Annotated in this window: 21 protein-coding genes; 6 read left to right on the top strand and 15 right to left on the bottom strand. The window is 44.3% G+C overall.

All coding sequences use genetic code 11. The annotated features are described in order from the left end of the window. Positions 1 to 29: 29 nt before the first annotated feature. From pal to aspS, 15 genes are all read right to left on the bottom strand, one after another. Positions 30 to 572 (bottom strand): peptidoglycan-associated lipoprotein Pal, encoded by a 543-nt coding sequence (pal, locus tag AACT19_RS19125; RefSeq protein ID WP_004736484.1) that lies wholly within the window; start codon positions 570 to 572, stop codon positions 30 to 32. Positions 573 to 683: 111 nt separating this feature from the next. Continuing rightward, a complete protein-coding gene (gene tolB, locus AACT19_RS19120; RefSeq protein ID WP_017078184.1) occupies positions 684 to 2,036 on the bottom strand; it encodes a Tol-Pal system beta propeller repeat protein TolB in 1,353 nt (450 codons plus the stop codon). 12 nt (positions 2,037 to 2,048) lie between these two features. Continuing rightward, entirely contained in the window at positions 2,049 to 3,116 is a 1,068-nt protein-coding gene (gene tolA, locus AACT19_RS19115) for a cell envelope integrity protein TolA (RefSeq protein WP_017089570.1), read from the bottom strand. 13 nt (positions 3,117 to 3,129) lie between these two features. Then, complete coding sequence (gene tolR, locus AACT19_RS19110; protein ID WP_004736481.1) at positions 3,130 to 3,573, bottom strand: protein TolR; 444 nt, start codon at positions 3,571 to 3,573, stop codon at positions 3,130 to 3,132. Positions 3,574 to 3,576: 3 nt separating this feature from the next. Continuing rightward, positions 3,577 to 4,260, bottom strand: a complete 684-nt coding sequence (gene tolQ, locus AACT19_RS19105) for a protein TolQ (protein ID WP_004736480.1) — start codon at positions 4,258 to 4,260, stop codon at positions 3,577 to 3,579. Continuing rightward, positions 4,250 to 4,687 carry a tol-pal system-associated acyl-CoA thioesterase gene (ybgC, locus tag AACT19_RS19100; RefSeq protein ID WP_017078182.1) on the bottom strand — a complete coding sequence of 146 codons (438 nt, stop codon included), beginning with the start codon at positions 4,685 to 4,687 and terminating at the stop codon, positions 4,250 to 4,252. The genes tolQ and ybgC overlap by 11 nt, the downstream gene beginning before the upstream one ends. Positions 4,688 to 4,859: 172 nt before the next feature. After that, positions 4,860 to 5,162 (bottom strand): cyd operon protein YbgE, encoded by a 303-nt coding sequence (gene ybgE, locus AACT19_RS19095; RefSeq protein WP_017055065.1) that lies wholly within the window; start codon positions 5,160 to 5,162, stop codon positions 4,860 to 4,862. Next, positions 5,155 to 5,262 (bottom strand): cytochrome bd-I oxidase subunit CydX, encoded by a 108-nt coding sequence (gene cydX, locus AACT19_RS19090; RefSeq protein WP_000270284.1) that lies wholly within the window; start codon positions 5,260 to 5,262, stop codon positions 5,155 to 5,157. The genes ybgE and cydX overlap by 8 nt, the downstream gene beginning before the upstream one ends. Positions 5,263 to 5,293: 31 nt before the next feature. Then, positions 5,294 to 6,430 carry a cytochrome d ubiquinol oxidase subunit II gene (cydB, locus tag AACT19_RS19085; protein WP_017078181.1) on the bottom strand — a complete coding sequence of 379 codons (1,137 nt, stop codon included), beginning with the start codon at positions 6,428 to 6,430 and terminating at the stop codon, positions 5,294 to 5,296. 13 nt (positions 6,431 to 6,443) lie between these two features. Next, positions 6,444 to 8,030: a cytochrome ubiquinol oxidase subunit I gene (gene cydA / locus AACT19_RS19080; protein ID WP_076648166.1), complete on the bottom strand. Its 1,587-nt coding sequence runs from the start codon at positions 8,028 to 8,030 to the stop codon at positions 6,444 to 6,446. Positions 8,031 to 8,582: 552 nt separating this feature from the next. Beyond that, entirely contained in the window at positions 8,583 to 9,599 is a 1,017-nt protein-coding gene (gene ruvB, locus AACT19_RS19075; protein ID WP_017083931.1) for a Holliday junction branch migration DNA helicase RuvB, read from the bottom strand. A 103-nt stretch (positions 9,600 to 9,702) separates the two neighbouring features. Continuing rightward, positions 9,703 to 10,314, bottom strand: coding sequence for a Holliday junction branch migration protein RuvA (gene ruvA, locus AACT19_RS19070; protein WP_017076435.1), 612 nt, complete (start codon positions 10,312 to 10,314; stop codon positions 9,703 to 9,705). 92 nt (positions 10,315 to 10,406) lie between these two features. Further along, positions 10,407 to 11,867 (bottom strand): methyl-accepting chemotaxis protein, encoded by a 1,461-nt coding sequence (locus AACT19_RS19065; RefSeq protein ID WP_076648163.1) that lies wholly within the window; start codon positions 11,865 to 11,867, stop codon positions 10,407 to 10,409. A 194-nt stretch (positions 11,868 to 12,061) separates the two neighbouring features. Continuing rightward, on the bottom strand, positions 12,062 to 12,583 hold the full coding sequence (gene ruvC, locus AACT19_RS19060; RefSeq protein WP_004736470.1) for a crossover junction endodeoxyribonuclease RuvC: 522 nt from the start codon (positions 12,581 to 12,583) through the stop codon (positions 12,062 to 12,064). Positions 12,584 to 12,794: 211 nt separating this feature from the next. Next, positions 12,795 to 14,567, bottom strand: a complete 1,773-nt coding sequence (gene aspS, locus AACT19_RS19055) for an aspartate--tRNA ligase (RefSeq protein ID WP_004736469.1) — start codon at positions 14,565 to 14,567, stop codon at positions 12,795 to 12,797. A gap of 314 nt (positions 14,568 to 14,881) precedes the next feature. Here aspS and AACT19_RS19050 point away from each other — a divergent pair, with 314 nt between their 5' ends. The 6 genes from AACT19_RS19050 to AACT19_RS19025 all read left to right on the top strand — a co-directional run bounded on the left by AACT19_RS19050 (position 14,882) and on the right by AACT19_RS19025 (position 21,314). Beyond that, positions 14,882 to 15,787 carry a DUF72 domain-containing protein gene (locus AACT19_RS19050; RefSeq protein ID WP_076648160.1) on the top strand — a complete coding sequence of 302 codons (906 nt, stop codon included), beginning with the start codon at positions 14,882 to 14,884 and terminating at the stop codon, positions 15,785 to 15,787. A gap of 139 nt (positions 15,788 to 15,926) precedes the next feature. Further along, positions 15,927 to 16,655 (top strand): carboxy-S-adenosyl-L-methionine synthase CmoA, encoded by a 729-nt coding sequence (gene cmoA / locus AACT19_RS19045; protein WP_017078176.1) that lies wholly within the window; start codon positions 15,927 to 15,929, stop codon positions 16,653 to 16,655. Between the two features lie 182 nt (positions 16,656 to 16,837). Then, positions 16,838 to 17,809, top strand: coding sequence for a tRNA 5-methoxyuridine(34)/uridine 5-oxyacetic acid(34) synthase CmoB (gene cmoB, locus AACT19_RS19040; RefSeq protein WP_004736466.1), 972 nt, complete (start codon positions 16,838 to 16,840; stop codon positions 17,807 to 17,809). A gap of 257 nt (positions 17,810 to 18,066) precedes the next feature. Beyond that, complete coding sequence (locus AACT19_RS19035; RefSeq protein ID WP_004736465.1) at positions 18,067 to 18,807, top strand: ATP-dependent zinc protease family protein; 741 nt, start codon at positions 18,067 to 18,069, stop codon at positions 18,805 to 18,807. A gap of 17 nt (positions 18,808 to 18,824) precedes the next feature. Continuing rightward, the gene (locus AACT19_RS19030; RefSeq protein WP_004736464.1) at positions 18,825 to 20,330 is read left to right on the top strand and encodes an inactive transglutaminase family protein; all 1,506 of its coding nucleotides are present in this window, start codon (positions 18,825 to 18,827) and stop codon (positions 20,328 to 20,330) included. Positions 20,331 to 20,333: 3 nt separating this feature from the next. Next, a complete protein-coding gene (locus AACT19_RS19025; RefSeq protein WP_004736463.1) occupies positions 20,334 to 21,314 on the top strand; it encodes an alpha-L-glutamate ligase-like protein in 981 nt (326 codons plus the stop codon). Positions 21,315 to 21,356 lie beyond the last annotated feature (42 nt).

Below are 21,356 nucleotides of genomic sequence, written 5' to 3'. Positions count from 1 at the left end.
CAATTCCTCAATTATATAGTCGACTAAAATTAGTAAACTAGTACTGCGCGACGGTTTTTAGCGTACACATCTTCAGATTGACCTAGAAGAAGTGGCTTCTCTTCACCGTAGCTTACGATAGAGATTTGGTCTGCTTGAACACCTAGAGCTTGTAGGTATTTCGCTACAGCTTGTGCACGACGCTCGCCAAGTGCGATGTTGTACTCAGGAGTACCGCGTTCGTCAGCGTGACCTTCAATAGTAACGTTCATGTCAACGTTGTTGCTTAGGTAAGCTGCGTGAGCTGCTAGAATTTCTTCGTAGTCGCCAGCGATAGTAGAGTTATCGAATGCAAAGTAGATTGTTTGAGTTTCGCGTAGCGCTTGCTCTTTAAGCTCTTGCTCAGACAGTTGAGCGTTAGCATCAATTGGCGTTACAACAGTTGTGTCTACGTTGCCTTCTGAACCTGAAGTTGTTTGGTTGCTTTCAGTACCTGAAGTTGCAGATGTTGCTTCATCAGTTGAGCTACATGCCGTTACTGCCATCACTGGTAGTGCAATCATCAAGCCTTTAAGAACTTTGTTAAGTTGCATCTTTTTTTCCTTACGTTATCAAACTTAGTTTCTACAGCGACTAAGTGCTATAGATAGTTAATTGCCACAATAGTTAACACTATCAATAGCTAAAAGAATGTATCACTTTACCTAGAGGAACGGTGACCATGCAGGCGCTCTTACACGTCCGTTGGTTGCCGGTAATCTAGCTTTAAAACGGCCATCGATAGAAACCATCGATAGTACGTTAGTTTTGTTGTAAATAGAGCTATAGATAACCATACCTCCATTTGGTGCAATACTTGGAGATTCATCTAACAATGTCTTTGTTAGCACCTGAACCGCACCGGTTTCCAAATCTTGCTTAGCCAAGTTAAAACCTGAGTTGCTACGATTAACCATGATTAGGAATCGACCATCAGGGGTGATCTGGCCACCTAAGTTTTGGCTACCTTGCCAAGTAATACGAGATGTCGAATTATTGGACAAATTTACATTATAAATCTGTGGTTTACCACCACGATCCGATGTGAAAATAAGAGACTTGCCATCTGGGTACCAGAATGGTTCCGTGTTATTAGAACGGCCGCGGGTAATTTGAGTCAGCTTACGGCTAGCAAGGTCAAGTGTGTACACCTGAAGGCTGCCTGTTTTAGACAATACCAATGCCAATGTTTTACCATCTGGCGAGAATCTTGGCGCACCATTATGACGAGGGTATGACGTGACTTTCTCACGCTCACCCGTGTAAATATTCATGATGAATATTTCAGCTTGGCCATTTTGGAAACTCACATAAGCAAGCTTTTTGCCGTCTGGTGACCATGCCGGTGACATTAGAGGTTGCTTAGAACGAAGTACCAAGCGCTCGTTAAAACCATCGTAGTCAGCAACACGAAGTTGGTATGGGTATTTATCTTTGTCGTTCACTACCACATAAGAGATACGTGTTAAGAACGCACCTTTCTCGCCAGTCAGTTCTTCATAAACTAAATCAGAAATACGGTGTGCGTACTCTCTCAAGCGTTTACCAGGAACTGTCGCTTTCTTATTGAACAACACGTGGTCTTTAGAAAGTACCAGTTGGCCCTCATCACTTAACGCACGGCTTTGTCCTTTGGTCAGTTGACCACGAACGATGTCGATCAGTTGATAGTTGACTACATATTGCCCTTCGGCATTTTTAGTGATGCTACCTGTTAGCAATGAATCAACGCCTAAGTTAGTCCAAGCATCAAAATCCACCTCACTTTCGCTGTAAGGCGTCTGGGGCATTTTGCTTGTTGCTACTGGGCTGAATTTACCACTGCGTTGTAAGTCAGAAGCAATAACCGCTGATACATCGTGTGGCAATGGCTCTGCACCTTCCCAACGGAAAGGGACAATAGCGATAGGTCTTGCGGAGTTAATACCGTCTGTAATAACCAGCTCCAGTGCCGCGTGTGCAAACTGGCTGCTTGTAGCTATTAAGAAAACAAAACTCAGTAATAGTTTCTTTAACACAAGTTCGTCCTTTTACTCTGGTGATACAGTTAAGTTAATGTCTTTCAGTGATTTCACAATGTCTGGGTCTTTCGGCAACGGGTAAGATTGCACTTGCGCCACAGCACGCTTGGTTGCTGCACATAAACGGCTATCGCCATCTAAGATACTTAAGCTACCCAATATTGCGTTAGAGCCCGTTGGAATCAGCTTAAGGTTCACTCGACATGACCGCCCTCTATAGCTGTCTTCTAACAACAGGTTCTGCTGAATCAGTTGGGTATAAATAGCGCCGTAACGCTGTGCTTCATCACTAATAAACTGTTGTCTTGCTGAAGAGTTTTGAGTCGATTCAGTCTCCAACCCAGCAAAGATGTCGTTCAATGCTGCTTCTTGCTGTTTACGCTCTTTTTCAGCTTTTGCTGCAGCTTCTTTTGCTTTGCGCGCTTTCTCCGCTGCGGCTGCCGCTTCTTTCTCTTTCGCTATACGTTGCTTTTCAGCACGTTCAGCGGCTTCTTTTTCTTTACGAGCTTTATCTGCAGCTTCTTTCGCGGCCTTTTCTTTTGCCACGCGTTCTTGTTCAGCTTTAGCTATCGCCACTTCTTTGGCTTTGCGCTCTTTTTCCGCTTTCACAACCGCTGCTTCTTTCAATTTACGATCAGCTTCTGCTTTAGCGGCTTTCTTTTGTTCTTGCTTTAAACGAGCCTCTTCAACTTTACGTTGTTTTTCATTTTCAACTCGACGCTTTTCCGCTTCGCGAGCGGCTTTCGCTTCTTTAGCTTGCTTTTCTTTCAGCTTTCGAATGTTCTCTTCTTCAGCTTTACGATTTTTTTCAAGTCGTTCGCTTTCGCGTCTTAGTTTGTCTAGACGCTCTTGCTCTTTCTTACTCGCCGCTTCTCTTTGTTGACGAATCTGTTGAGCTTGTTGGCGAACCAACTGAGGATCAATCACCACGGCTTGAACCATCTGCCCAGTAGGCTTTGGTTCCGACATTGTGAAATCCGCCCCCCAAATAAGCGCAACGAATAAGATGACGTGCAGCCCAAGAGAGATAAGAAGCGGTGATCTAAAATTATTGGATTTCTTATTATTCGCTTTCATGAATGCTACGGAGCTATTCCCTTATATCCGTTAATAGGCCAACCTTTGGCACACCTGCACGGCTTAATTCATCAAGTAATAAAACCACTTCAGCGTAAGGCGTTGCGGCATCACCACCAACCGCCACTGGAGAGTTTGGCTTAAGAGACAGCTCGGCTTTCACTCGGACGATAATGTCTTCCATTGATAAGCCACGCTGTACTTCTTCGTTGTTCACACTCAAACCAAGCTCACCGTCTTTGTTCACTTCAACGATAATAAAGCTCGCATTGTCGTCACCCAATAGATCTTGTGCAGACTGGGCCGTTGAAGCCTTAGGCAATTCAACGTCGACGCCTTGAGTAACGAATGGCGAAGTCACCATAAAAATAATCAGCAAAACAAGCATAACGTCGATGTAAGGTACAACGTTAATCTCTGCTGTCATTTTGCGTTTTTTAGGTTGGTATCCGGCCATCTATTATTCCCTGCCAGCCATCGCTTGACGGTGAAGAATACTGTGGAACTCTTCAGAGAAAGTCGCATAGTTGTGCTCTAGCTTACCGACTCGACTGCTAAAGCGGTTGTAAGCCATAACAGCAGGAATTGCTGCAAATAGGCCCATTGCTGTCGCGATCAGTGCCTCTGCAATACCAGGAGCAACCATTGCTAATGTCGCTTGCTTCACTTCACCTAATGCGATGAATGAGTGCATGATGCCCCAAACCGTACCAAATAGGCCGATGTATGGACTGATAGAACCGACCGTTGCTAGGAAAGGTAAGTTGGTTTCTAGCTCGTCTACTTCACGGGCAACCGCTACGCGCATTGCACGGCCAGTACCTTCCATAATGAAGTCAGGAGATGTTGCATTCGATTTACGAAGGCGAGCAAACTCAGTAAAGCCTGCGTAGAAAATTTCTTCAGTACCAGAAAGCTCGTCTTTGCGCTTATTGCTCTCTTGGTACAGTTTTGCGAGATCAACGCCTGACCAGAACTTATCTTCAAATACGTCAGTTTGTTTAGAAGCTTGAGATAATACTTTACTTCTTTTTATGATCATTGCCCAAGAAACAACAGACATGCCCATAAGAATCAGCATGACCATCTTAACTAGTAAGCTAGCTTCTAAAATTAGGCCTAAGATTGAGATTTCAGCAGTCACTATTCGTTAGCTCCGTGAGAATAAATGTTGGCATTGCTTTGGGTTTCATTTTTTGATTATCGATACATGCTACCTTAACCATTGCTTTACACAATGCCTTGCCATCAGGATTTACGATCTCTTGACAGAAGACCAAGGTAGCTCGCTTCAACTCGTAAATATTTGTAATGACTTGTAAAGAATCATCAAGTCGCGCACCTTGAATAAAATCAATGTCCATATGTCGGACTACGAAACCGATATTTTGTTCTAACAAGACTTGCTGAGAGACGCCAATTGAGCGCAACATCTCAGTTCGAGCGCGTTCGAAAAACTTAAGATAGTTTGAATGGTATACAACACCACCTGCATCGGTGTCTTCGTAATACACTGTCACTGGCCACGTAAATGGCTTAGATATTCCCTGCAATTTGATACCACAATCCAAAACGATAAAGATCTCACTATAACCTAACTCCTTATCATTAATAGTATATCGCTGTGAATTTTTTGATTTAATAGACGAAAAAAAAGGCCATCTGTATAAGATGACCTCTTTTTGGCTAAAAACCCAACAAGTATAAAGGTTCACGTCGTTATGAACCTAAATCTTCTGCCTTTTATAAAAGGCGCAACACCGTTAGGTAGAGCAAAATTGTGAGTGAAACGTATGGGCTAAACAGTAGCTGCCACATCCAAGCTCTAGGCTTAAACCCGATACCGTAAACCATGCTTGAGCACACTGCCCAAATAAACATTGGCCCGATGATCGCGTTAAAGCCACCGATGCTTGTCGCATACGCTTCAGGATCCCACATCACTAAACCAACATGCATGAAACCCAATACGAGGGATAAAGCTCTTAACAGAGTCTTATCCATTGGTTGATGCAGTTTAGCGATTTGCTCCGCGAGATTACTCACTGTCTTTATCCATCATTTCTGAATGCTCTAACCATAGAGCATTGATGATGCCGAATGCACATGCTAGAAGTACACCCAAAATCCATGCGAAATACCACATAAAATTTCTCCTAAGTTATTTAACTTCTAGCTTAGTAAGCTGAAACGTCGTTATCTTCGATGTGTTTCTTATCTAGACGACCGAACATTTTGTAGTATGTCCAAGTTGTGTAGCCAAGAATCACAGGAACCATTACCGCCGCAACTCCGGTCATAAGACCAAGCGTTAGCTCACTCGCTGTTGAATCCCACATAGTCAAACTATGGCTAGGGTTCAGGCTTGATGGCATTACGAATGGGAACATTGCAAAACCAGCCGTTAAAATAACACCAGCGTTAGATAGGCTTGAGAACAAGAATGCGAAACCACCACGCTCAAAGCGAGATGCAATCACAGCAAGCAGTGGCATTACTACACCAAGAATCGGTGCAGCCCACATTGCTGGATACGTTTCGAAGTTTGTCATCCAAGCACCAACTTGAAGTGATACTTCTTTGTTTAGTGGGTTTGAATCAGCAAACGTGTCCATCGTGCTAGTGATTACGTAGCCTTCAATAGACTGAACCCAGAAGCCACCAATAATGAACAGAGCAATAGCAATTAGGCCAGTGATCTGAGCAACATTACGAGCGCGACTGTGCAGTTCTTCTGTTGTCTTCATTTGAAGCCATGTTGCACCTTGCATCACGAACAACATCAGAGCCAACACACCACAAAGCAATGCAAATGGGTTAAGCAGAGCGAAGAACGTACCATGGTACTTAGACATCATAAATTCGTTCAGTTCAAATGGAACACCTTGTAGTAGGTTACCAAATGCCACACCGAAAATGATTGGTGGTACTGTGCCACTAAAGCAAAGTGCGTAGTCCCAAGTTTTACGCCATTTTGGATCTTCAATCTTAGAGCGGTAATCAAGAGCGAGTGGTCGTAACCAAAGCGCTGCTAACGTCGCGTACATTGCGAAGTAGAAACCAGAAAACGACGTTGCGTAAACCAGTGGCCATGCAGCAAACAATGCACCACCCGCAGTGATAAGCCAAACTTGGTTACCATCCCAGTGAGGGGCAATCGTGTTTAGCATAATACGGCGTTCAGTGTCGCTCTTACCGATAACAGGTGAAAGAGCTGCAACACCCATATCGAAACCATCAGTTACGGCGAAACCAACCAGTAGAACACCGATCAATACCCACCAAATAAGTCGTAAGCTTTCGTAATCAAACATAATATTCCCTCACTTATACTTCGACTGAACGGCTAACTTTGTCTTCAACAGAGTTATCGTTTTGTTCGAAGTGGTAACGGCCTGTCTTTAAGCTACTTGGACCTTTACGTGCGAATTTCAGCATTAGGTAAACTTCAGCAATCAAGAACACTGTGTACAGTGCAAGAATCGCGAATAGAGAAGTCCAAAGCTGTTCAATAGTCAGTGCTGATGCAGCCACGTTAACCGGTAGGATTTCACCAACCGCCCATGGCTGACGACCAAACTCAGCAACAAACCAACCTGCTTCAATTGCAATCCAAGGTAGTGGGATTGAGAATAGCGCCGCTTTAAGTACCCATGGTTTCTGTTCGATCTTCTGACGACACGTTTGAGCAAACGCCGCACCGAATACAAACAGCATGATGAAGCCACAAGCAACCATCAGACGGAATGACCAGAATAGAGGCCAAACAGTTGGGATAGAATCATCCGCAGCCATTTGGATTTGGTCTTCTGTTGCATCAACAACGTCGTCTGTGTAGCGCTTAAGAAGCAGACCGTAACCTAGGTCACCTTTCACTTCGTCGAACGCTGCGATGTTTTCTTCAGACTTATCGCCTGAACGTAGCTTTTCAAGTAGCTCGTATGCGTACATACCAGTACGGATACGATCAACGTGATCATCACGTAAGTCACGTAGGCCCGTTACTTCAGTATCAAGCGAACGCGTTGCGATGATGCCCATTACGTATGGGATTTTAATTGCGTAGTCAGTATTCATTGTTTCTTGGTTTGGAATACCAAAAACAGTAAATGCGGCTGGTGCTTCTTCAGTGTGCCACTCGGCTTCTACCGCAGCGAGCTTCACTTTTTGAACTTCACCAAGCTCGTAACCAGATTCATCACCTAGTACGATTACTGACAAGATCGCCGCCATACCGAAAGATGCTGCAATCGCAAAAGAACGACGAGCAAAGGCAAGGTCACGACCTTTAAGAATGTAGTATGAGCTGATACCAAGGATGAACATTGCACCCGTAGTGTAACCAGACGCTACTGTGTGTACGAATTTAACCTGCGCTACTGGGTTTAGGACAACTTCAGCGAAGCTCACCATTTCCATACGCATGGTTTCAAAGTTAAATTCCGCACCCACTGGGTTTTGCATCCAGCCGTTCGCTACCAAGATCCAAAGCGCTGAGAAGTTAGAGCCAAGAGCTACTAACCACGTTACCGCTAAGTGCTGACGCTTCGACAATCTGTCCCAACCGAAGAAGAAAAGACCAACAAAAGTAGACTCTAGGAAGAATGCAACAAGCGCTTCGATAGCCAGCGGAGCACCAAAGATGTCGCCAACATAGTGAGAATAGTAAGACCAGTTAGTACCGAACTGGAACTCCATGGTTAAGCCTGTCGCTACACCAAGAGCAAAGTTAATACCAAACAATTTACCCCAGAACTTAGTCATGTCCTTGTAAATTTGCTTGCCAGTCATTACATAAACTGACTCCATAATGGCAAGTAGAAATGCCATACCTAAAGTCAGTGGAACAAATAGGAAGTGATACATCGCTGTAAATGCAAATTGCAATCGCGACAGATCAACAACATCAATCATGGTAACTCCTTTGTGTCGGCTGAATGACACTTGTGTGATTATTCACCGCAAAAATCCATGTTAAAACAATTTGTGTAATTGTTATTACAAATTGAAATTTGTAGCAAAAACGTACCGTTATAGTTAGATTATTGTTAAGCATGAGCTAATATAGCTGGCGCTAATATTACTGGTAAAATCAGTATGTTTCAAAAGGTTTATAGGAGAACCTTGCGTTGATTTGTATCAATTTTATTCGAGCAAATTAGAGTTATTTTTGTACAATCATGATTAAAATCACACCAATTTAGCCTCTGTTAATAACAGCGCATGATATCTGTGACAAAAGCTCAGCACCACTTCAACATACAAATTACAACTACCTATAAAGTATTAACAAAAAATATGACAACTTATTTCATTTTTTGCTAGCTAAATCAAACCTGCAATCAAAGTTTTCATTTTTGACAGAGGCTATTCAGCCTTTTTATCGAATCGCTCAAAGAGTTGTTATTCAATAAAAAGCAAAAAATCCCAGCGCTTATGCAACTGGGATCTTTGAAAATGAATAATTTAACGATTAGACGGTTTATCTATTCCAAAGTGTAAATACGCTCTGTCGGTCGCGATTCGACCTCTTGGCGTTCTTTGTAAGTAACCTTGCTGAATCAAGTAAGGTTCCAACACATCTTCAATGGTGTCTCTCTCTTCACCAATCGCAGCTGCCATGTTGTCGATACCAACCGGACCACCACCAAACTTCTCCATGATCGCAAGCAGAAGCTTTCTATCCATGTAGTCAAAGCCTTTGGCGTCAACGTCCAGCATGTTGAGTGCTTTATCTGCAACGTCTGGGCAGATATGTCCATCGCCTTTCACTTCCGCATAGTCACGAACACGACGTAGTAGACGGTTAGCAATACGTGGTGTACCACGCGCACGGCGAGCAATTTCTAATGCACCTTCAGACTCCAGAGATAGGCCAAGGCAATCCGCGCTGCGTTGAACGATATTTTGAAGATCTTCTACTTTGTAGTATTCAAGACGCTGGGTAATGCCGAAACGGTCACGTAACGGAGACGTCAGTGAGCCAGCACGAGTGGTTGCGCCAATCAAAGTAAAAGGAGGAAGGTCAATCTTGATAGAGCGAGCCGCAGGGCCTTCACCAATCATAATATCCAATTGGTAATCTTCCATTGCGGGATACAACACCTCTTCAACCACTGGGCTTAGACGGTGGATCTCATCAATGAACAGCACATCATTTTCTTCAAGGTTAGTCAGTAGCGCCGCAAGGTCACCGGCTTTCTCAAGAACAGGGCCTGAAGTGGTACGGATGCTCACATCCATTTCATTGGCAACAATGTTTGCCAACGTGGTCTTACCTAAACCGGGAGGGCCAAAAATCAACAGATGATCCAGAGCTTCATTTCGCATTTGAGCGGCTTGAATGAAAATCTCCATCTGGTTACGAACGTGGTCCTGACCTTGATAGTCGGCAAGTGCTTTAGGGCGTATTGCGCGATCAATGACATCTTCATCTTTAAAGACCGGATTATCCGGTGCAATCAGGCGATCGGCTTCAATCATAAATTCTGTTATTCCTAACTCTGCTCTTCCTGACTCTGCGCTTCTTGACTCAGTGTAAAGGCAAAGTGAATGAGTCTATTTTGTAGAACAAGTATATGAGGTATTAAACCATCGACTTTAGTGCTTCGCGAATCAATTGTTCACTTGTCATGCCATCTTTAGCCACTTGAGCAACAACTTTAGAGGCTTGAGTTGGTTTATAACCCAGTGCAAGTAGTGCGCTTACTGCTTCTTCTTCAGCATCGTGAACCGTTGGCATAGAGTCCATAGGCGCTGCATCCGTTGCAGGCGTAAACAGATCACCTGCTCCCCACCCTTTCAAGCGGTCTTTCATTTCAACGACAAGACGCTCAGCGGTTTTCTTACCCACACCCGGAAGTTTAACTAGCGTAGAGATATCTTCACGTTCAACACTCTGAACAAACTGGCTAGCGGTCATGCCTGAAAGTATGCCAAGGCCTAGCTTAGGACCGACACCATTTGCTTTGATGACTTCACGGAACAGAGCACGCTCTTTTACCGTATTGAAACCATAAAGTAGCTGCGCATCTTCACGTACGACAAAGTGAGTGTAGATAATTGCCTCTTCGCCAACGTTTGGTAATTCATAAAAACAGCTCATTGGCATTTGTACTTCATAACCAACACCACTGACTTCGATTAGCAACTCTGGTGGCTGTTTTTCTATTAATGTACCGCGTAGGCGTCCGATCACAATTCACTCTCTTGATGGAATATTATTTGAGGGACAGAATATAAAAGAACTGGATGCTTATCCAGTTCTTTGTGTTTATTAAGGTGATTTATTTAAGCTTGCTTAGCTTGGGAAACCACGCTATTCAGGCTTTCGACCAGTTCTTTTACTGAGGTGACATGCCCGGTCAGTTCAGAACCATAATTAGCGACTAAACCTGACACGGATTTGGTTTCTGCAACGCTCTGTGCCACTTCTGAACTGGCAAGGTCGAGCTCTTTCAATGAGCTCATCTGCATCGCCATAATATTGGTCAGTTGATTAACATCAGTAGAAATGGTTTGCACCTCAGAGATGATGCCGTTCATTTCATTCGCCGTAGTTTCAATAATGGCTCGACCGTTTTCTACTTCTTCTTTACTGCGATCTAACAAGGTTCGAATTTCTATTGCTGAATGACTGCTTTTCGCCGATAGCTCTCTCACTTGATCGGCCACCACAGCAAAACCTCGTCCTTGTTCACCGGCTCGAGCGGCTTCAATTGCTGCGTTAAGTGCTAATAGGTTGGTTTGTTCGGCTACGGAAGTAATCAAATCAGCGACTTTCATGATCTCTTGATTACTTTGAATGATCTGGCTGATTGCACTGGTTGAGGCTTCTAATGACTCGGAGCTCTTTTGCGCTTTGGTTCCAACCGCTTCACTGCGCTCTTTCAGTTCACCCACAAATGAATTGGATTCTTCGATACCTTGAGTCATTTGATGGAGTTGTTGGCTCATCTCTTCTGCAGCGCTCGCTTGAGATTCACAATTGACATTCAACACCTCAACTTGAGCACGCAAGTCTTGTGATTGCTGATCTAAATGAACCGAAACACCTTGAAGACTCTCCGAATTCGAATTGGCTTGGTCGAGCACGATAGAGAGCTGACCTTCACTTTGCGTCGCTTGGTTGGCAACATGTTGGCTTTCTGAAATCGCATCCTCTGCCATTTCGATTGCCACCTCTTTTTGTTTCGCAGTAAATGCTTGGGCAATGCAGATCACCACCAGCGGCATAATCACACCGGACCAAGTTTCTACCACTACCGCATCAGGGGTTAACTCAAGCTGGGGAAATGCAAATCCATTGAGATGTGCTGAGGTCATCACTAATGAAACACCGATAACCAGTCCACTCCACACCAAAGCCACAATTCGTGTTCCTGATAAGAAGAAAGCGACCACTAACAAAGGCACCCAATAAGCTTGAGTGGAAGCCACAACCCCACCGCTTTGGTAAATGATGTTCAACGCGTGGACAGCCATGCCGACAAAACCAAAGTTAAGTGCAAGGCTCGGCTTACTCGTCACACGAAGTAGCAGTGCAGAAATCAGTTCGAATACGATAAGAAATACAGATGTGGCGATCAGAAGTTGCTCTTCGTGCTTAGTCCACTTGATTAAGCTATAGACACCCACGAAGAATGCGATAAAAGTGAAGAGTAATAAGATATCGGCTTGTCTGACTTCGTTGTTACTCCACCCATTGCTTTTAGGGAGAAACAGCGCGCGCCACAGCTTGATTGGGTTCATCAGTGATCATCCTTGATTAACTTGTAAGACCTCCGACCAATGTTAATAACATGTTAAATGATACGCAATGTTATTATCTGGGTTCTGTTCGAAAGATCTCATTTCATCAAGGATTTAGGTGCGTATTGTTTTGATATGAGCCAAACGGGGCGTAAGGCTCATCGAAAGAAAACTTCTAGAAAGCGATGGGGGGATTAACGGTAGCGTCCTTTTCTCGCACCTGTCGCTTTACCTGCCAGTGCAACCAAGGTTTTATTGGTGTTAGCGTGAGTGATCGCTACGCCGAGAGCATCAGCAGCATCAGCCTGTGGTTTGGCAGGTAGCTTGAGCATGCTCATCACCATGTTCTGAACCATCGACTTATCAGCACCACCATTACCTGTCACCGCTTGTTTGATCAAACGAGCCGCATATTCATGTACAGGCAAATCAGCATTCACCGCTGCTACAATTGCACTACCACGAGCTTGTCCAAGCTTAAGTGCTGAGTCGGCATTCTTCGCCATGAACACTTGTTCGATCGCGAATACGTCAGGCTGAAACTGAGTAATGATCTCACTAACGCCCGCATAGATTTGCTTTAAGCGACCTGGCAATTCTTTCTCGGAAGTGCGAATACAACCACTACCTAAGTAATATAGATGGCGACCATTTTGACGAATCACGCCATAGCCGGTAATGCGAGAGCCAGGGTCAATCCCTAAGATAATAGACATAACTTCAATACTGATTATTTATACATGCTTTATGAGCTTAGTATATCGAACGCAAAAAAAAATGCCCGTCAAATTAACGGGCATTTCGTTGTTCTGCGAAAGAAAAAGTTCTATCAAAAACTAAGTTTTGTTGAAAGCTTAAGTGCTATCTATGACTTAAGCTCTATCGAAAACTCACTGCTTGATTAGAAAGTTGAGCTTAATCGTTTGATTAGTCTTCTTTCTTCGCTAAGTTAACAGCGATTGCTAGCTCTTCCAGTGATGCTGGGTTTGCTAGGCTTGGCGCGTCTGTTAACAGACATGCTGCTGCTGTTGTTTTCGGGAATGCGATAACGTCACGGATGTTCTCTGTACCACAAAGAAGCATTGCTAAACGGTCAAGACCGAATGCTAGACCTGCGTGTGGTGGCGTACCGTACTTAAGTGCTTCAAGTAGGAAACCGAACTTCTCTTGTTGCTCTTTAGCTTCAATACCTAAGATACCGAATACAGCCGTTTGCATTTCTGCGCTGTGAATACGTACAGAACCGCCGCCGACTTCGTAGCCGTTGATTACCATGTCGTAGGCATCAGAGTTAGCTGCTGCTGGGTTCGATTTTAGCTCTTCCGCGTTCACACCAAGTGGTGATGTGAATGGGTGGTGCATAGCGTGAAGATTGCCTTCGCCATCTTCTTCGAACATTGGGAAATCAATAACCCAAAGTGGAGCCCACGCTTTCTTATCTGTTAGCTCTAGGTCATCACCTAGCTTGATACGAAGTGCGCCCATTGCTTCAGCAACGATGTTCGCTTTATCTGCACCAAATAGGATGATATCGCCAGATTCAGCTTGAGTGCGCTCAAGAAGACCGTTGATCACGTCTTCGTTTAGGAACTTAGCAACTGGAGATTGGATACCTTCCATGCCAGCAGCACGGTCGTTAACCTTCATCCAAGCTAGACCTTTCGCGCCGTAGATACCTACATGCTCTGCGTAACCGTCGATTTGCTTACGAGTTAGCTTAGCGCCACCTGGTACACGGATAACCGCTACGCGACCTTTTTCGTCGTTCGCAGGGCCTGAGAATACTTTGAACTCAACGTCTTTAACCAAGTCAGCAACATCTACTAATTCTAGTGGGTTACGTAGATCTGGCTTATCAGAACCGAAACGACGAATCGCTTCAGAGAAAGGCATTACTGGGAATTGGCCCAGTTCAACATCTAGAAGCTCTTTCCACATATCGTGAACGAGCTTTTCAGTGATGTTACGTACTTCTTGAGAAGACATGAACGATGTTTCGATATCGATTTGAGTAAATTCAGGCTGACGGTCAGCACGTAAATCTTCATCACGGAAACATTTAACGATTTGGTAGTAACGGTCAAAACCAGACATCATCAGCAATTGTTTGAACAGCTGAGGAGATTGAGGAAGTGCGTAGAAGCTACCTTTGTGAACACGGCTTGGTACTAGGTAATCACGAGCGCCTTCAGGTGTCGCTTTCGTTAGTACTGGTGTTTCGATGTCTAGGAATAGGTTCTCATCTAGGAAACGACGAACGAAGCTAGAAGCACGTGCACGAAGCTTAATACGATCGCTCATTTCTGGACGACGAAGATCGATGTAACGGTACTTTAGACGCTGTTCTTCAGAGTTCGTTTGGTTGAAATCTAGTGGAAGCGCTTCTGAACGGTTGATGATCTCTAGGCCAGTCGCGTAAAGCTCAACTTCACCTGTCGCCATATCTTTATTTACTTGGCTGTCAGGACGAACACGTACCTCACCAGTAAACTTGATACAGAATTCATTACGCAGTTGGTTAGCGATCGGAAAGATATCTTTCATATCTGGATCGACAACAACCTGAACGACGCCTTCACGATCTCGCATATCGATAAAGATAAGACCGCCTAAATCACGGCGACGGTTTACCCAGCCGCACAATTCTACAGTTTGTCCCGCCAGGGACTTGTTCAGGTTACCACAGTAATGGGTACGCATAATGAATTTCCCAATCTCTTAATTATTTACTAGTTTCCAAGCTGTCAGTGGTCATTCCACACAACAGAGCAAAGGAACATTTATACGCGGAAACTCGTTTAAAATCGACCTTCCACATTCGAATTTATTGTGTTTTATCTGGCTTTGCTGCTTTTTAGCCCATCAAGTGCGCAAAGATTCATCAAAACCGAAAAAATTGCGCTAATTATATCTCGAAAGTACCTTAATCAGCAAAACTCTCGTACAGTAGATTTTCGTTTCAAACCAAAAACTTTTTGTAATGACTGATCGCGTGATGAATAACGGTGTAATAGATGGATGATCGTGTAATAACAACAGAAACTTTACCTTTAAGACTTGGATTAACCATGTGGTCTCATTCTGAGTGGCAAAGTCAGTTCTATGGCAAGGGAACCAAGCCAGCCGAACGCCTAGAAAAGTACACACAAGTTTTTCATACGGTTGAAGGCAACACGACCTTCTACGCCACACCGAGTATGTCGACCGTTAACAACTGGAAAGCCGCCAGTCACGATGATTTTAGGTTCACCTTCAAGCTGCCAAAGTTCATCACCCACCAGCAACAACTTAGGCACTGCCAAGCCGAGCTCAAAGAGTTTTTAATGACCATGTCGCCACTGCACGACCGTATTGGCCAATGGACGATTCAGCTACCACACAGTTTTGAACCTAGTATGCTCCCTGCCCTGCAAAAGTTTTGTACCTTGTTCCCCAAAAATATGCAGCTTGGCGTAGAGGTTCGTCACCTTGGTTTTTTTGATAAGGGTGATGCGGAAAAGCGCTTCAATCATTGGTTAATAGAAGAAGGGATCAATCGCATTATTATGGATAGCCGTCCCGTTTTCTCCGCACCACCAACAACGGAAGCCGTTATCGATGCTCATCAGAAAAAACCACGCGTTCCCGTGCATGCGATTGCGACCGCCAATAACCCGATGATTCGATTTATTGGCCACCCAGATCAAGAACCTAATATTGAATTTTTTAGGCCTTGGTTTGCCAAAATTCCAAACTGGCTTAATGAAGGCAAACAACCCTATTTAATGATCCACACCCCAGACAATAATCACGCACCTGAACTTGCGATAGCTATTTATAAGCAGCTACAAAAGCAAGTGTCTGAAAATACATCACTTATATTGCCTGATCTCGCTCAATTTCCAGCACAGAAAGGCAATCATCAAATCTCGATGTTTTAGCCCATCACCTATCAGTAACTTCGAACCTTGAGCTAAATCTCAGTTTTCGTGACAGCCGCGCTTTTTTTACGTAAAATACGTCCCCTTTTATTTGGTATGAATTTTGTGCCAATTACGCTGACTGTCGAGAGAAAATGCCATGAGCAACACAGACAATATCTTTTCCGCTCCTATTGATAAAATTGGTGATTTCACCTTTGATGCAAGGGTTGCTGAAGTATTTCCGGATATGATTCAACGCTCGGTGCCTGGCTATAGCAATATCATCTCTGCAATCGGCATGCTGGCTGAGCGCTTTGTAAAGCCACATTCAAATATTTATGACCTAGGCTGCTCTCTTGGCGCGGCGACACTTTCTATGCGTCGCCATATTCAGCAAGAAGGCTGCACCATTTTCGCTGTTGATAATTCACAAGCGATGGTTGAACGCTGTAAGTTGCACGTTAATGCTTACCGCAGTGACACGCCAGTAGAAGTCATTGAAGCCGACATCCGTGAAGTAGAAATTAAAGACGCCTCTGTTGTGGTTCTTAACTTTACGCTGCAATTTCTGTCTCCCGACGACCGATACGCTCTGCTTGAGAGAATTTATGCAGGCTTGCGCCCGGGCGGGATCTTAATTCTGTCAGAAAAATACGTATTCGAAGATGAAAGTTCAAATGAACTGCTTATCGATCTGCACCATGATTTCAAACGTGCCAATGGATACAGTGAGCTTGAAGTAAGCCAAAAACGCAGTGCAATCGAAAACGTGATGCGTCCAGACTCGATCCCTGTCCACAAGGAACGCTTTGATAAGATAGGCTTCTCAAGCAGCGAAGTGTGGTTCCAATGCTTCAACTTTGGTTCGATGTTCGCGATTAAATAGCGCACATACCCAGTCAGCTCGAACTAAAACGTCATCCTCAAGAGCGAGGAACGAGCGAGTTGGGGATCTCTATCAAGTACGATAAACCGAGATTCCCTATCATGTTCGTCCCTCACTGTAGGGAATGACAAATTTAATTTTTATTTTAGGGTTTATTGACCCTATTAACTCAGTGAAAAACTATGTTTAATTTTGCCAATTTTTATCAACTCATTGCCCAAGACACTCGCCTACAGCCGTGGCTCAATGTTCTTCCTCAACAGCTGACGGATTGGCAAAATGCAGAGCACGGTGACTTCGACCGCTGGTTACGTGCACTGAATAAAATCCCTCAAGGCGTGCCTGACCAAGTTGATCTGAAAAACTCAGTAACCATTGGTAGCTCGACACCATTTCACACAGGTGAACTTAAGAAGTTAGAAAGCTTACTAAAGACCTTCCACCCGTGGAGGAAGGGTCCTTACACCGTTCACGATATTCATATCGATACGGAGTGGCGCAGTGACTGGAAATGGGACCGTGTCCTTCCACATATCTCACCGCTTAAAAACCGTTCAGTACTCGATGTAGGTTGTGGCAATGGTTACCACATGTGGCGCATGCTAGGTGAAGGCGCACGCCTAACGGTGGGTATCGACCCTTCTCATCTATTCTTGGTTCAGTTTGAAGCAATTCGTAAGTTAATGGGCGATGACCAACGTGCTCACCTATTACCTTTAGGTATTGAGCAACTGCCAAAACTAGAAGCCTACGATACTGTATTTAGCATGGGTGTGCTGTACCACCGTCGTTCACCACTGGATCACTTGATTCAGCTAAAAGACCAATTGGCATCTGGCGGTGAGCTGGTTCTTGAAACCTTGGTGATTGAAGGTGACGAGAATGCGGTATTGGTCCCTGTTGACCGTTACGCGCAAATGAGAAATGTGTACTTCTTCCCTTCTGCTCGCGCACTGAAACGCTGGCTCGAACAGGTTGGCTTTGAAGACGTGCGTATCGTTGACGAAAATGTCACGACGATTGGCGAACAACGCACAACAGAATGGATGACACACAACTCCCTTCCAGATTACCTCGATCCGAACGATCCAAGTAAAACGGTTGAGGGTCACCCTGCACCAAGACGTGCCGTTCTTGTCGCGACGAAACCGTAACTTCTATAGGACCACTCTGTGGTCACTCAGTCTTAGTTATTTATATGTGTAAGTTTTGAATAGCATGAGCATGAATTATATAAAATTCGCGCTCATGCTTAACAAATGAACGAACTCAGATCACAATAATTTTCGTAGCGCTCACATAGCGATTCAATATGACCAGACTCTTACAATAGGATGCTTCACGCGTCCTTTTTTGTGGGATAAACTACTAAATAGTCTGAACTATTCTCTAATTCTCAAAGGTTTTTTATATGTTTAAGCGATTATCGCCTATCGTGGCGGTTGGTTTGCTCTCTGGTTGTACCCTCACGAACGGTGCTACCTACCACCAAGAAACTCTCGACGCTATTGCCCGCTCAGAGACAAACATCGCAAATAAGGTTCAAAATCTTGAACTGCAACTAAGTAATCAAAGCGATTATATTGAAAGCTTAGAAGACGAAATCACCACTCTTTCTAGTCAATTAGATGTTCACCTGACCAGTATGGAACACAAGGTAATTGAAGAACTAGAGCAAGAAGAACCCGTCGTCGTTGCCGCTACTCCTGTCACTACTACGTTACAACCGACCATCCTTGGCGGAATCGAAAAAGTGTCTATCGACTCGATCAAACAAAGCTTTGATGCGCGTGTTGATACTGGCGCAACCACCTCTTCTTTAAATGCTGTCGACATCAAAGAATTCGAACGTAACGGTAAAGACTGGGTTAGATTCCATTTGGCCGATAAAGCACAAGCTGTAGAAGATCAAAAATGGATTGAAGCGCCCGTTGTGCGGTATGTAAAAATCCGTCAGTCAACGAATGACCAGACAGAACGTCGAGCTGTGATCGAATTATGGGTAAAAGTTGGAAATATCCATGAAAAAGCGCAATTTACATTGGCGGATCGCTCTCAAATGAGTCACCCTGTATTACTAGGGCGCGAATTTATCAAAGACATAGCGCTAGTAGATGTAAGTAAAAAGTACGTACAAACGGAAGTTAAATAACAATAGTAGGGTAAGCTATGACGTCAAGAATTCCATTTTATATCTCTATTTTCCTGCTCATCGTGGCAGGTATAACACTGAGTATGTTCAGACATACGACCTACGGTGTACCTTGGACTCCAGGGGAAACCAGGCAGGTTTGGGACGTTGAAGCTCGTATCGAGTTCAATGCGGTTGGTAAAGAAGCAAAAGTTTCATTAGCTGCTCCTCACACTCAATCTAATTACACACTTATTGGTGAGTCAGCTTCATCTCCAGGTTACGGCATCTCTTACTTGAACACCGAGTCAGGTCGTCGTGCAGAATGGTCTATTCGCCACGCTGATGGCCCGCAAACTATCTACTACAAGACTCAATTCCTAGTTGATAACCAAGCAAAAATTGATGCGATACCACCAGAAGGTGAAATTACGCAACCAAGCTTTGATGGTCCAGAAGAAGCGGCAGCGTTGGCACTGATTGACCGAGCAACCAAGCGCTCAGCAGACAACATCACCTTCACTCGTGAACTTATCAAAACGCTTAATGATCCAGACAGCCAAAACTCTGCACTGATTCTGAATAACATGAGCAAAGTTGAAGCAACACACAAGCTACTTTCAGCAGCCAATATCCACAATAAAGTGGTTGGTGTTATCGAGCTAGAAGATGGACGTCGTCGTCAATCTATCCAGCAAATGAACCAGATCTGGGATAACGACCAATGGGTTTTATTCTCTCCTGAATCAAGCGAACAGCAAGTTCAGCCAAACCTGCTAATTTGGGATGAATCAAATGTATCTCTATTAGACGTGGTTGGCGGTCAGAACAGTAAAGTTCACTTCTCTATGATTGCTCAGGAGGTGACTCCCACTGAAGCAACCAACAGTAAAGTCTCTGCGGATCAACTGTTAAACCTTTCCATTCATAGTCTGCCGCTAGAAGAGCAAGCGATGTTTAAAACCATCATGCTGATTCCTATCGGTGCTCTGATTGTTGTGTTCCTACGTGTCATCATCGGTCTGAAAACGTCTGGTACGTTCATGCCTGTACTGATTGCGGTAGCCTTTGTACAAACACAATTGGTAACGGGTATTGTCGGCTTCCTACTTATCGTAGGTACAGGTCTTATTATTCGAAGTTACTTATCCAAGCTCAACTTGCTACTGGTCGCCAGGATATCCGCCGTAATCATTACGGTAATCATGATTATCTCTGTGTTTACTGTAGTGGCGTTTAAAGTCGGTCTGACTGAAGGTTTATCGATTACGTTCTTCCCAATGATTATCCTATCTTGGACTATCGAACGTATGTCTATCCTTTGGGAAGAAGAAGGGGCGAAAGAGGTGGTGCTACAAGGTGGTGGTTCTCTATTTACCGCTGTTCTTGTTTACTTAGGCATGACTAACCCGTTCATCCAGCATTTAACGTTTAACTTTATTGGTTTACAGCTTGTTATTCTAGCGACCATCTTGCTACTAGGTAACTACACAGGCTACCGTCTAACCGAGCTTCGTCGCTTTAAACCGCTAGCGGAGGACTAAGTTATGTTTGATCAATTTACTTCACCGTTTAAGTTGAAAGACAAAGGCATAATGGGAATGAACAAGCGTAACCATAGCTATATTGGTCGCTACAATGATCGTTCCAAGTATCCACTCGTTGATGACAAGCTTAAGACTAAGATTATTGCTGAACAAGCTGGTGCAACCGTACCAACACTGATTGGCGTTATTGGTCACCAAGCTGAAGTAAAAACAATCCACAAGATGGTTAAAGAGTGGCCGGGGTTTGTAATCAAGCCCGCTCAAGGTAGTGGTGGTAAAGGTATCCTTGTTGTTATTTCTCACAAGGATGGTGTTTATACCAAGCCATCGGGTTCGACTATCAATGAAGAAGACGTGGAGCGTCACATCAGTAACGCTCTCGCGGGTCTTTTCTCACTGGGTGGTAAGAACGACGTAGCCGTGGTTGAAAACCTCATCAAGTTTGACGAGTGTTTTGATGGCTTCAGTTATGAAGGTGTGCCAGATGTACGAATTATCGTATTCAAAGGCTACCCTGTGATGGCGATGATGCGTCTTTCTACTTCAGCTTCTGACGGCAAGGCAAACTTGCACCAAGGCGCTGTGGGTGTGGGCATCTGTATCGCTACGGGTAAAGCCGTTCGTGCGGTTCAATTTGACCACCCTGTGACTCACCACCCGGACACGGACAAAGAGTTGGCACAACTTCAAGTACCGCATTGGGAAAAGCTGCTTACGCTAGCATCAAGCGCGTGGGAAATGACAGGCCTTGGTTACATGGGCACTGACATGGTTTTAGACCAAGAAGAAGGCCCAATGGTACTAGAGCTAAACGCTCGTCCAGGATTAGCAATACAGATTGCAAACGGCGCAGGTTTATTGCCTCGCTTGCATCATATTGAAAACCTAGGCACGCCAGCTGAATATCCAAAACCTGCCGAGCGCGTGGCATACGCCGCAAAGCAATTCGGTGTTCACGGTAACGAACTCGCTTCAAACTAAGCTCATCTAAATTAAAAGCGAAACGACTCAGTCATTGATACT

This window comes from Vibrio sp. 10N.222.47.A9 (assembly GCF_963872585.1).
Classification (GTDB): domain Bacteria; phylum Pseudomonadota; class Gammaproteobacteria; order Enterobacterales; family Vibrionaceae; genus Vibrio; species Vibrio splendidus.
The sequence above is the reverse complement of the archived record's forward strand: the minus strand, read 5'-3'. Positions and strand labels throughout refer to the sequence as shown.

What these genes read in the sequence shown, in the direction of transcription:
- pal (WP_004736484.1), bottom strand. Translation starts at nt 572, where the DNA reads ATGCAACTTAACAAAGTTCTTAAAGGCTTGATGATTGCACTACCAGTG.
- tolA (WP_017089570.1), bottom strand. Translation starts at nt 3,116, where the DNA reads ATGAAAGCGAATAATAAGAAATCCAATAATTTTAGATCACCGCTTCTT.
- tolR (WP_004736481.1), bottom strand. Translation starts at nt 3,573, where the DNA reads ATGGCCGGATACCAACCTAAAAAACGCAAAATGACAGCAGAGATTAAC.
- cydX (WP_000270284.1), bottom strand. Translation starts at nt 5,262, where the DNA reads ATGTGGTATTTCGCATGGATTTTGGGTGTACTTCTAGCATGTGCATTC.
- cydB (WP_017078181.1), bottom strand. Translation starts at nt 6,430, where the DNA reads ATGTTTGATTACGAAAGCTTACGACTTATTTGGTGGGTATTGATCGGT.
- cydA (WP_076648166.1), bottom strand. Translation starts at nt 8,030, where the DNA reads ATGATTGATGTTGTTGATCTGTCGCGATTGCAATTTGCATTTACAGCG.
- ruvB (WP_017083931.1), bottom strand. Translation starts at nt 9,599, where the DNA reads ATGATTGAAGCCGATCGCCTGATTGCACCGGATAATCCGGTCTTTAAA.
- AACT19_RS19065 (WP_076648163.1), bottom strand. Translation starts at nt 11,867, where the DNA reads ATGAACCCAATCAAGCTGTGGCGCGCGCTGTTTCTCCCTAAAAGCAAT.
- ruvC (WP_004736470.1), bottom strand. Translation starts at nt 12,583, where the DNA reads ATGTCTATTATCTTAGGGATTGACCCTGGCTCTCGCATTACCGGCTAT.
- aspS (WP_004736469.1), bottom strand. Translation starts at nt 14,567, where the DNA reads ATGCGTACCCATTACTGTGGTAACCTGAACAAGTCCCTGGCGGGACAA.
- AACT19_RS19050 (WP_076648160.1), top strand. Translation starts at nt 14,882, where the DNA reads ATGGATGATCGTGTAATAACAACAGAAACTTTACCTTTAAGACTTGGA.
- cmoA (WP_017078176.1), top strand. Translation starts at nt 15,927, where the DNA reads ATGAGCAACACAGACAATATCTTTTCCGCTCCTATTGATAAAATTGGT.
- cmoB (WP_004736466.1), top strand. Translation starts at nt 16,838, where the DNA reads ATGTTTAATTTTGCCAATTTTTATCAACTCATTGCCCAAGACACTCGC.
- AACT19_RS19035 (WP_004736465.1), top strand. Translation starts at nt 18,067, where the DNA reads ATGTTTAAGCGATTATCGCCTATCGTGGCGGTTGGTTTGCTCTCTGGT.
- AACT19_RS19030 (WP_004736464.1), top strand. Translation starts at nt 18,825, where the DNA reads ATGACGTCAAGAATTCCATTTTATATCTCTATTTTCCTGCTCATCGTG.
- AACT19_RS19025 (WP_004736463.1), top strand. Translation starts at nt 20,334, where the DNA reads ATGTTTGATCAATTTACTTCACCGTTTAAGTTGAAAGACAAAGGCATA.